This window comes from Streptomyces sp. NPDC058964 (assembly GCF_042741275.1).
Classification (GTDB): domain Bacteria; phylum Actinomycetota; class Actinomycetes; order Streptomycetales; family Streptomycetaceae; genus Streptomyces.
Genome location: NZ_JBHYKH010000306.1, coordinates 1 through 10,887 on the forward strand (window position 1 = coordinate 1; position 10,887 = coordinate 10,887).

The 10,887-nt window shown below is 71.3% G+C and carries 9 protein-coding genes; 7 read left to right on the forward strand and 2 right to left on the reverse strand.

All coding sequences use genetic code 11. The annotated features are described in order from the left end of the window. The coding region (locus tag ACFW2E_RS30250; RefSeq protein ID WP_384470253.1) for a poly(A) polymerase at window positions 1–1,022 on the forward strand (1,022 nt) is incomplete at its 5' end. 193 nt (window positions 1,023–1,215) lie between these two features. On the opposite strand, the gene ACFW2E_RS30255 is transcribed toward ACFW2E_RS30250, so the two are convergent. Beyond that, window positions 1,216–1,446 carry a response regulator transcription factor gene (locus ACFW2E_RS30255; protein ID WP_384470254.1) on the reverse strand — a complete coding sequence of 77 codons (231 nt, stop codon included), beginning with the start codon at window positions 1,444–1,446 and terminating at the stop codon, window positions 1,216–1,218. Between the two features lie 326 nt (window positions 1,447–1,772). Here ACFW2E_RS30255 and ACFW2E_RS30260 point away from each other — a divergent pair, with 326 nt between their 5' ends. After that, complete coding sequence (locus ACFW2E_RS30260) at window positions 1,773–4,208, forward strand: SpoIIE family protein phosphatase (RefSeq protein ID WP_384470255.1); 2,436 nt, start codon at window positions 1,773–1,775, stop codon at window positions 4,206–4,208. A 10-nt stretch (window positions 4,209–4,218) separates the two neighbouring features. On the opposite strand, the gene ACFW2E_RS30265 is transcribed toward ACFW2E_RS30260, so the two are convergent. Beyond that, complete coding sequence (locus ACFW2E_RS30265) at window positions 4,219–5,217, reverse strand: serine/threonine-protein kinase (RefSeq protein WP_384470256.1); 999 nt, start codon at window positions 5,215–5,217, stop codon at window positions 4,219–4,221. Between the two features lie 614 nt (window positions 5,218–5,831). On the opposite strand from ACFW2E_RS30265, the gene ACFW2E_RS30270 reads away from it, so the two are divergent. The 5 genes from ACFW2E_RS30270 (at window position 5,832) to ligA (ending at window position 10,816) form a co-directional block, all read left to right on the forward strand. After that, a complete protein-coding gene (locus ACFW2E_RS30270) occupies window positions 5,832–6,338 on the forward strand; it encodes a hypothetical protein (protein WP_384470257.1) in 507 nt (168 codons plus the stop codon). Between the two features lie 32 nt (window positions 6,339–6,370). Continuing rightward, a complete protein-coding gene (locus ACFW2E_RS30275) occupies window positions 6,371–6,586 on the forward strand; it encodes a hypothetical protein (protein ID WP_384470258.1) in 216 nt (71 codons plus the stop codon). Next, window positions 6,583–7,530, forward strand: a complete 948-nt coding sequence (locus ACFW2E_RS30280; RefSeq protein WP_384470259.1) for an AAA family ATPase — start codon at window positions 6,583–6,585, stop codon at window positions 7,528–7,530. Before ACFW2E_RS30275 ends, ACFW2E_RS30280 begins: the two co-directional genes overlap by 4 nt. Beyond that, a complete protein-coding gene (locus tag ACFW2E_RS30285) occupies window positions 7,527–8,261 on the forward strand; it encodes a hypothetical protein (protein ID WP_384470260.1) in 735 nt (244 codons plus the stop codon). The genes ACFW2E_RS30280 and ACFW2E_RS30285 overlap by 4 nt, the downstream gene beginning before the upstream one ends. A 473-nt stretch (window positions 8,262–8,734) precedes the next feature. Beyond that, window positions 8,735–10,816 carry an NAD-dependent DNA ligase LigA gene (gene ligA / locus ACFW2E_RS30290; protein WP_384470261.1) on the forward strand — a complete coding sequence of 694 codons (2,082 nt, stop codon included), beginning with the start codon at window positions 8,735–8,737 and terminating at the stop codon, window positions 10,814–10,816. Window positions 10,817–10,887: the final 71 nt, after the last annotated feature.

Consider the following 10,887-nt stretch of genomic DNA (forward strand, 5'->3'; position numbering starts at 1 on the left):
ACCGGTGCGCGGCCGTACCGCGCCGCGGCGGCAGCGCCGATGTAACGGCCCGCGTGACCACGGCGCTGCCCGACGCCACCCGGGTCCGGCACGTGACCGGGGCCAGGGTGCCGGGCCTGCGGCTGAGCGTCGGCGGTCTGGACGTCGATCTGACCCTGGTCGGCACCGGTACGCTCGCCCCCACCGAGGCGGTGGACCGGCGCACCGAGCTCGGCGAGGCGGCCGCGATCGCGCTGAGCGCGGTCAGCGACGCGCGGGCGGTACGCGCCTTTGTCGACGGCCACCATGCCGCGTTCGTCGGACTCGCCGCCCGGGTGAAGGCGTGGGCGAGGGCACGCGGCCTCGACTCCGCCCCGTTCGGCGGACTGCCGGGCCTGGCCTGGTCCGTCATGGCCGCCCGAACGACACGTGAGGCGCCCGGTCTCCCCACGGATGAGCTGCTCCGGCACTTCTTCGGGACCTGGGCCGCCTGGGACTGGCGGAGCCCGGTCACCCTCGTGGCCGCAGACGCCGGCCCGGACACCGGACCGCAGGCGGCGGTGTCCGTCCTGACCCCGACCGACCCGGTGCGGCTGTGCACGGCGCAGGTCGGACCCGGCTTCCGCGACCTCCTGACGCACGAGCTCTACCGGGCCTGGGAGATCCTGGAGACAGCGGCGGGAACGGGCACCGGCCCCGTGCCCGACCTGCTGTCGGCCCCTCCGCTGCACCGTCGGCACGCCGCCTGGCTGGTCCTGACCGTACGACCGGCGGGAGCCGAGGAGTTCGAGGAGACCAGGGGCCGGCTGCGGGGTCGGATCCGCGCCCTGCTCACGGCCCTCGACGAGGCCGGCGCAACGGACGCGCACGCCTGGCCCCGCCCGTTCGAGACCGGCCCGGCATCGGCGACGTACGCCATCGGCCTCGGCCAGAGCCCCCTGGATCCGAACCGGCTCGCCGAGATCACCGAACGATGGAGCAGGGGACTGCCCGGAGTCGGGGTCGGGCAGAGGGAAGGCGGTGGCGTGCCCACCTTGCGCTGACCAGGTCCGGGCGCCTGCCACGACCTCGTCGGCGGCGGGCGGCGGCAACCGTGGCCCCGGGTAAGGGACTTCACGGATGTGGTCCGACGGCGCACGCGCGAGGGTCGTGGTGCGTGGTCGCGTTTCCGGCCGCGGGCGACCGGGTTGCCGGAGTCCCCGGTGGACGGCGGCGGCGATGGCCGGGCGCAGTGGGTCACAGACCCATGGCGATGGCCAGCCGGGTCAGCTCGGCGGTGCTGTTGATGTTGAGCTTGGCGCGGATTCGACGGAGGTAGGCGTCGACCGTGTGCTTGGACAGTCCCATGTGGCGAGCCGTCTGCAGGTAGGTGCGACCTGCGGCGATGTGCTGCAGGGTCTCCCGCTCGCGCGGGGCCAGCGCGGGGACGGTGGCTTCGTCGTGCGGCATGGTGACGGTGAGGCTCATGGGGTTTCCTCTGACAGATCGGCTCGGCCATCGCTGCTCGCGTCGACGGAAGCAGGACACATGCCCGATAACTGCAATTTGTCCGTTTCCAAATACTTTGCTAGCCCGACGTCATCACGGTGTCCGCCGACTGTCACAGGCGTGTCACAGGGAACGCCGGGCGGGAAGGTCGCCACACCCCCGCCCGTACGGGAGCCGTGAGCCGAAGCGATCGGCGGTCGGTACGACCCCGCGGCCACAGGACGGCGGATTGGTGCTCCGTGGCCTGCAGGATCATGCTGGGTAGGAGGCCCAGGCCGTGCAGGTTCGTCGAAGGATGAGCGGCGATGGAGCGACTTCCCACCCCTCCCAGGAAGCAGGCACAGGCTCAGACGCACACTGTGCCCCCAGGGACCTACTCCGCCACGGCCACCGTCGACGAACAGGGCCTCGTGACGGGATGGAGCGAGGGCGCCGTGCGGCTGCTCGGTTACCAGCCCTCGGAGGTCGTGGGACGCCGCGCCTCACGCCTGCTCGCCGACGATCCGGGCCAGGTCGCGTCAGGAGCGTGGCGGGAGGCGGCGGCACGCGGACAGTGGGGCGGCACCGTGGCGCTGCGCCACCGGGACGGTCACCGGATCGAGCGGGAGGTGCTGGCGCACCGCCACGCCTCGGACGAGGCCAGGGGCTCCGAGTGGCTGATCGTGTCCGCCGTGACGGGGCCGTGGCATGCCGACAGCGGCAGAGGGCTGGGAGAATGGGCCTTTGACCGCGCTCCCTGTGTGATGGCGGTCTTCGACCGGGATCTGCGACTGGTCAGGGCCAGCGCCGCGCTGGAACGTGCCCTGTCCGTCACCGAGGAGACCGTGCGCGGGCTGCGCCTGCCGGAGATCGCGCCGTACCCGCCCAGTCACGAGGCGGAGACGAGGATGCGGTCGATCCTCGAAGGCGGTGAGCCACAGGATGTTCCGCTCCGTCTGGACCCGGTGCGACCGGAGCGCTCCTGGCAGGCCAGGCTCGAGCCGCTGAAGGACACCGCGGGACAGGTACGAGCCGTCTGCCTGACGGCGCACCCTCATCCAGCACAGGAGCTCAACCGCCGGCGGATGCAGTTGCTGAGCGACGCCGGGACGAACATCGGCACGACCGCCGACGCCCACCGGACCGCTCAGGAGCTCGCCGACATCGCAGTACCCCGGCTCGCCGACGTCTGCACCGTCGACCTGCTCGACGCCCCCCGGTACGGAAAGCCGCCCTCCGCCTGGTCGGACATCGGCCTCGCCCTGAGCCGCGCGGCCGTGCAGTCGGTACCGGACGAGCACGCCCCGCCCCGGCCCGCGGGCCGAGCGCGGCGCTGTCCCGCCTGGTCACCGGCCGCCCGGTGTCTGGTCAAGGGTGAGAGCGGGCTGTACTCGGGGGACGAGGACGCCCTCGTCCGCTGGGCACGGGAGGATCCCGAGGTCGCCTGGATCCGCGGCTGCCGGACGCATTCACTGATGGTGGTGCCGATCCGGGCCGCCGGGACTCTGTTCGGCGTGGCCCTGTTCGGCCGCCATCGGCAATCGGACCCCTTCGACGCGGACGATCTCTGGCTGGCCGGACAACTGGCGGCCAAGGCGGCCACGAGCATCCACAGCACCCGCCGCCCCAAGCGCGAGCACACCACCACCATGGCCCTGCAGCGCAGCCTGCTCCCCCAGACGCTGCCGGAACAGGGAGCCATGGACATCGCCACCCGCTATCTGCCCTCCGTCAGCCAGGCGGGCGTCGGCGGTGACTGGTTCGACGTGATCCCGCTGTCCGGCAGCCGGGTCGCCCTCGTCGTGGGCGATGTGGTCGGCCACGGCATGCGTGCCTCCGCGACCATGGGCCGGGTCCGCACGGCGGTCCGCACCCTGGCCGATGTCGATCTACCGCCCGACGAACTGCTCAGCCACCTCGACGACCTGGTGATCCACCTGTCCGCCGAGGAGGCAGGCGCCGACAACGCCGCCGAAACCGCCGGCGGCGTCGGCACCACCTGCCTGTACGCCGTCTACGACCCCGTCTCCCGGCACTGCAGCCTTGCCCGGGCCGGCCACCCGCCGCCCGCCGTGGTCACCCCCGGCGGCGCCGTCCGCTTCCTCGACGTCCCGCCCGGTCCGCCGCTGGGCCTGGGCGGTCTGCCCTTCGAAGTCTTCGACACCGAACTGCCCGAGGGCAGCCTGATCGCCCTCTACACCAACGGTCTGCTCGAACCCCGGGACCACGACATCGACGACGCCCTGGACACCATGTTCGCCGCCCTGGTCCGTCCCGCGACGAGCCTGGACGCGATCTGCGACAGGGTCCTCGCCGCCATGCTCACCCACCGTCCCGACGACGACATCGCCCTGCTCATCGCCCGCACGCAGGCCCTGGACGCCGACAGCGTCGCCACCTGGGAGCTGCCCTTCGACCCGGCGACCGTCGCGAACGCCCGGCAGAAGGCCACCGACCAGCTCACCGCCTGGCACCTGGACGAGGCCGCCTTCATCACCGAACTCGTGGTCAGCGAGCTGGTCACCAACGCCATCCGCTACGGGCGGCCCCCCATCCAGCTCCGTCTCATCCACGACAACAACACGCTCACCTGCGAAGTGTTCGACTCCAGCGACACCGCCCCCCACATGCGTCGCGCCCGCACCTTCGACGAAGGGGGACGAGGTCTCCTCCTGGTCGGGCAGCTCTCCCAGCGCTGGGGCACCCGCCACGCCTCCGCCGGCAAGACCGTGTGGGCGGAGCAGTTCCTCGGCGAGGGCTGAGACCAGGACCTCACCGTGAACGAGGGTGAGGAGCGGGTTCGGGGCGGCCCAGGACGGGCCGCGCCCAGGCCGGCGGCTCCGGGACCGCTCCGGTGTGCTGCGCCGCCGTGACCACCCCGGAAACGAACCGGTCCTGCGCGGGCAGACCCGCACCGGAACCGCCCGCGGCCGCCCGCAGCGCACCCACGAATTCCAGGCAGGACTCGTAACGATCCTCGGGAACCTTCGCGAGCGCCTTGGCGACCACGTCGTCGAACGCCGTGGGCAGACCCGACCGCATCCCGCTCAGCGCGGGCGGCGGGTCGAACTGATGGGACCAGAGCAGCGCGATGTCGTCCTCCTGGCGGAACGGAGGACTGCCCGCGAGCATCTCGCAGACGACACAGGCGAGGCTGTAGAGATCACAGCGGCCGTCCACGGGACGACCGGAAATCTGCTCGGGCGCCACGTAGTCGAGGGTGCCGACGAACTCCCCCACGGTCGTGAACCCCGTCAGGGACAAAGACTTCTTTGTGAGCCCGAAATCCGTGAGATACACATGTTCCGGATGGTCACTGTCCGTGCCCCGCGCCACCAGGATGTTGCCGGGCTTCACATCCCGGTGCACCAGATCATGCTCATGAGCCGCGTCCAGCGCCGACGCGACCTGACCCGCGATGCGGAGCGCGGTCTCCACGCTCAGCACGCCGTCCCGGTCGAGCAGGGCGCGCAGATCGAGTCCTGAAACATATCGCATCGCGATATACAGGAGGCCATCCGTCTCACCGGCCTCGAATATCGGCACGATGTGCGGATGGTCGATGGCCGCGGCCACCCGCGACTCATATGTGAAACGCCGGCGGAACGTGTCGGTGCCTGCCATTTCCGGGGCCAGCAGTTTCAGCGCCACGGTCCGGTCGAGGCGCAGATCCCTCGCGCAGTACACGACCGCCATTCCCCCGCGCCCGATCTCGCGCTGAACCTCGTAGCCCGCAATCCGCGTCCCCACCAGGTCCAACGTCCCGCCCATCACACTTCACCCCGTCCCGCCAGGCGGTCACCCCACTGCCGGGCACAGCACGGTCGGCCGTACAGGCCGAAGCCCTGTGCTCGCGCACACCCCTGAACAGAGCCACTCATGCGGTTCATCCACACCCAAATCCTATCCACCGATTCAACCGACCGCCCGAAACAACCGGCCGATCCCAGCGGCGCCGCGGGCACCTCCGGTGACGGCGGAGCCCGCCCCACCGCCCCCTCAAGTAGGCCTGCCGCGCACGGCACGGTCATGTTCCGACAGTTCGGGACTTGACGCCGACGAGGACTGAGGCTCCGGCCCGCGCCCCTCCCCCTAGGGCGCGCCGGCGTACAGGGGGCGCACTTTTCAGCATTCCGCGGGATTGTGCGCCGACTTGTGAGGCCTGTGTGAATCGGCCCCCGCATTCCCTACGCCAATGCCGGTAGCGGGATCGGACGCGTCTGACCAGTTCTGCGGTGACCGCCGGACATCATCCGGCGGCACGACCTCCGAGGTATTTACTGGGTGACCGGTCGAACTGCACCGACTTCGCAACGGACACGGAGAGATCCACCTGGCCGGTTCCGGGTCTCCCGCGCTCCGCGCGCACATCAAGGGGGAATTCCGTGCCGGTATCCGGGGTCCATGTACGGACCAGCGTCAACGTCACATCCCGGGCGATGGTCTACACCGCCAACGAAATCGTGCGCATCTTCTACGAGACCATCTCCGACGTGGGTCTGGACGTCACGGAACTCGCCACCATCCAGCCCGTCGTCGAGAACGGCCTGCGGACCTGGCTGAGCATGCGCAAGCTCGAGGCCGCCTACCTGGAGATCTTCGACCCGAAGTCCAGCACGGTCCGCTGCCGCGCGGACCTGAACATCGTCTACGCCTCCGAGGGCGACGAGAGACACCGCACCGACATCGACCGGGTGAAGTCGGTTACCAGTTCCCTGGGCAGCTACGCCGGTTGCAGCTACCGGGTCATCGTGTCGCTCGCCGACGGGGCACCGGACGTACAGGGCTGGCAGACCACGACCCTGGGCAGCGTGCAGCACCTCGCCCGGCGCGACGTGGGCGACGTGATCGACACGGCGGCCGTGCAGACCCGGATGTTCATGTGGTCCTGACGGCGGGGCCGGACGAGAGGGAGGGATCCGCAATGCGGGTGAACTATCTGCTGCACGGCAGGCAGCACGAGCTGAGCGTCGGGGAGACGGACGACCTGGCCGAGCTGTGCGCACTGGTGGAGAAGGGTCTGCGTGCCGCGCACACGGACCTCGCCGCCGCGCCCCACCTGACCGAGAAGGTGGTCGACGGGCTGCTCAACGCGCTGAGCACCGATGGAGAAGAAGCGGACCTCGGGGAGGTCGCGTGACGCGAGCCGACACCGACCTGCTCACCGTGTCCTGGTTGCCGGACCAGGCCGACAGGCTGCGCGCCTGCTGGGACACCGTGATCGTGCCGGACGAGCTCAGGGCACTGCTGCTGTCCTACACACGCACCCTCGCCCGTATGGCGAAGGTACCCGCCCAGGCACTCGGGCTGCGCCGCAGCGTGCTGCTGTACGGACCGCCCGGGTGCGGCAAGACGAGCCTGGCCCGCGGCCTGCCGGCGGCCTACGCCGACGCCGACGCCGGCAGGCCGGCCCCCGTGCTCTTCCTCCACGTCAACACCCACGCCCTGTTCAGCGGCGTGCGCGGCGGAGGCCAGCAGCGCGTGCTGGAGGCCTTCGCCCGCATCCGGGAGGCGGCCCAGTCCGACCATCCCGTGTTCGTGCTGCTCGACGAGATCGAGACATTGGGCACCGACCGCTCGTCCATCAGCCTGGAGTCGAACCCGGTGGACGCGCTGTTCCAGGTGAACGCCTTCATGGAGTCCCTGGACCGGTGCGTGGAGGAGTGCCCCGGGGTCCTCTTCGTCATGACCACGAACACCCCGCGCTCGCTCGACCGCGCGGTACGCGAGCGGGTGGACTTCGCCGTGAAGATCCCGCTGCCGGACGCCGAGGCCCGGTCCCTGATCCTGCGCGACGCTCTCGGGGCGCTCTCCGCCGCCTACGACGTCGATTCCGCGCTGGCGGCGGCGCGACAGGTCCACGACCGGTCCTGGCACACGCTCGTGACACGGACGGAGGGACTGTCGGGCCGGGCGCTGCGACACGTCGTCGTGCTGGCCGGAGCACTCGCGGACACCTCGCCGTCGATCGGCCTGGACCTGCTCGACGCGGCGCTCGACCGGATCTTCGACGTCGAAGAGGACCTGCTGCGCAGCGGCGGCAACTACGTAGAGGCATACCAGAACGGCGGGAAACGACTGTGAGATTCGAACGTGTCCTGGTGCAGGGGCCGTTGCGCTCCACCGACCGGTTGTGCCGGGAACTCACCGGCTTCGTGGAACGGTGCCTCACGGATCTCGGTCATCCGGGCGCCGAGCACGTCCGTGCCGTGCTGGCCCCGGCGCAGCCACTGCTGCGGGCCCTGACCGCACGACGAGCGTTCCCCGACCCCGCCGTGACCCTTCACGTCGCCGAGGCCGAGATCGCGGTGTGGGTCTCGTACGACCCGGACGCCGACGACCGGATCGACGTTCCGCTCATGAAACTCGACCCGGGCGACGAGGGACCCTCGGCAGCGGTGCTGGTCGTGAACACCATGGAAGAGGCGGAGCCACGTCTGCGCACGGCGGCGGAGTCCGCCGGGCACGACACGCTCCGGGTGGAGGTCCGGCAGGCGACTCCGTACGCCGAGAGCTCCACGGAGGACGCGCCGCCCGCGCCGTGGGAGGCGCAGCGGCCGAGCGCCCTCGAAACCGACCCCCCGGCACCACCTCTGCTCCCGCCCGCCGACCCCCCGGCACCACTTCTGCTCCCGCCCGCCGATGCCCCGGCTCGGCCCGTTCCGCCGGTCGGCGACAACTCGCCCGTGCCCACTCCTCGTGACGGGCAACCGGTCCGGCAACAGGACGACGGACCGGTGCCGGGAGATCGCGCGGAACCGCCCACGGCCGTCGACCCGCCGGACGGTCCCGGCCCGGCCGACGTGCTGCCCTGACGAACACCGGTCCTCCTCCGGTGCGTCGAGCGCCACCCGGGCCCGGCCCCGAAGGAGGACCTGTCCGGCAACGAGTGCCACGGGCAAGCGCGCAGAGCGCGGACGGGTCGATCGCCCGTGGGGCGTCCCGGGGTTGCAGCACACGCGGAATGCCCGCGAGCAGGCAGCGGGTAGCAGTCGGCGTGTGGAAGGGACATCTCGATCCCGTCCTCGGCCGTCCGGTTGCGGGTGCAGCGGCCGCCACGGCCTCCGCTCGGGACGAGGCCCTCCTCGGGCAGGTCCGTGCCGGCGCGGTGAGCAGCCGCACGTGCGGCCGGGAGGACCACGTGTGCGCGGCCTCCTTCGCGTGCCCCGCTGGGACGCGGAGCGCGGTGGGCGGAGCCGCGCACACGTGGTGGCCGCTCCTGCCGCATGGCGCGCTCCCCTTCGCTGCCGGAGGGGCATTGTCAGTGGTGGCAGGCAGGATGACGGGTATGACAACACCTGTAGCTGTGATCGTGGACGGCGCCGCCTACGCGCAGGCGGTCGAGGACGCCGTGAAGGCTTCGGCCGCCTACTACGAGGGCGGTACGTCAGCACTGGACGACGACGCCTACGACCGGCTGGTGCGCGGAATCGCCGCGTGGGAGGCCGACCACCCCGACCAGGTGCTGCCCGGTTCACCGACCGGGAAGGTCGCGGGCGGAGCCGTGGAAGGGGACGTCCCGCACACGGTGGCGATGCTCAGCCTGGACAACGTGTTCTCGTCGGAGGAGTTCACCGCCTGGACGGCATCGCTGGCTCGTAGGATCGGCCACGACGTCACCCGGTTCAGCGTCGAGCCCAAGCTGGACGGTCTCGCGATCGCCGCCCGCTATACCCGCGGGCGCCTGAGCCGGCTGATCACACGCGGCGACGGGACGGCCGGGGAGGACGTCTCGCACGCGATCGGCACCGTCGAAGGCCTGCCGGACGAACTGGCCGAACCGATCACGGTCGAGGTGCGTGGCGAAGTGCTCATGACCGCCGCCCAGTTCGAGCACGCCAACGAGATACGCACCGCGCACGGCGGCCAGCCGTTCGCGAACCCCCGCAACGCCGCGGCCGGCACGCTCCGCGCGAAGGACCGCGCCTACACCGTGCCGATGACGTTCTTCGGCTACGGCCTCCTGCCCCTGGCCGAGACCGAGGAGCAGCTCGCCGCCCGGCTGGGCGAACTCGCGCACAGCGACCTCATGAGCCGGGCCGCCGAACTCGGCGTCAGCACGACCGCCACCACCGCCGTACCCGGTGTCACCGCGGACTCGGCCGAACAGGTCCTGGCCCGGGTGAAGGAGATCGCTGCCCTGCGGGCCGAACTGCCTTTCGGGATCGACGGGATCGTGGTCAAGGCCGATCTGGCCGCCGACCAGCGGGCGGCCGGGTCCGGTTCGCGGGCCCCGCGCTGGGCGATCGCCTACAAGCTGCCCGCGGTGGAGAAGATCACCCGCCTGCTGGAGGTGGAGTGGAACGTGGGCCGGACCGGCATCGTCGCTCCCCGCGCGGTGCTGGAACCCGTTGAGATCGACGGCTCCACCATCACCTACGCGACCCTCCACAACCCCGCCGACATCACGCGCCGCGACCTGCGCCTCGGCGACCACGTCATGGTGCACCGGGCGGGCGATGTCATCCCCCGAGTCGAGGCCCCCGTCGCGCACCTGCGTACCGGTGACGAGCAGCCCATCGTCTTCCCGGAGGTGTGCCCGAGATGCGGTTCCGGCATCGACACCGGGGAGCAGCGCTGGCGCTGCGAGAACGGACGCAACTGTCACCTGGTCGCCTCCCTCTCCTACGCCGCGGGTCGCGACCAGCTCGACATCGAGGGCCTCGGCCACACCCGGGTCGTCCAGCTCGTCGAAGCCGGCCTGGTCAAGGACCTCGCCGATCTGTTCACGCTGACCCGCGACCAACTCCTCGGCCTGGAGCGAATGGGCGAGACCAGCACCGACAATCTGCTGGCGGCACTGGCCAGGGCCAAGGACCAGCCGCTGTCCCGGGTGCTGTGCGCGCTCGGTGTCCGCGGCACCGGACGCTCCATGTCGCGGCGTATCGCCCGGTACTTCGCCACGATGGACAACATCCGCGCGGCCGATGCCGAAACGATCCAGCGGGTGGACGGCATCGGCACCGAGAAGGCGCCTTCGATCGTCGCCGAACTCGTCGAACTCGCCCCGCTCATCGACAAACTGGCCGCCGCCGGAGTCAACATGACCGAGCCCGGCGCCATCCCTCCCGCGGACGACGACGCCGACCCCACCTCGCCGGGCACGGCGACGGAGGCCGGACCGCTGGCAGGGATGACGGTCGTGGTCACCGGAGCGATGACCGGCCGGCTGGAAGCCCTCAGCCGAAACCAGATGAACGAACTCGTCGAACGGGCCGGCGGCCGCTCCTCATCCAGTGTCTCCAAGAAGACCACCCTGGTCGTCGCCGGAGAGGGGGCCGGTTCGAAAAGGGCCAAGGCCGAAACCCTCGGCATCCGCCTCGCGGCCCCCGAGGACTTCGCGGCTCTGGTCGCCGACTACCTCGACTGAGCCCCGGGGGCGGGGGGGGGGGGCCCGCGCCCCCCGCCCCCGCCCCCCCACACCCCCCCCGCGCGAGGAGG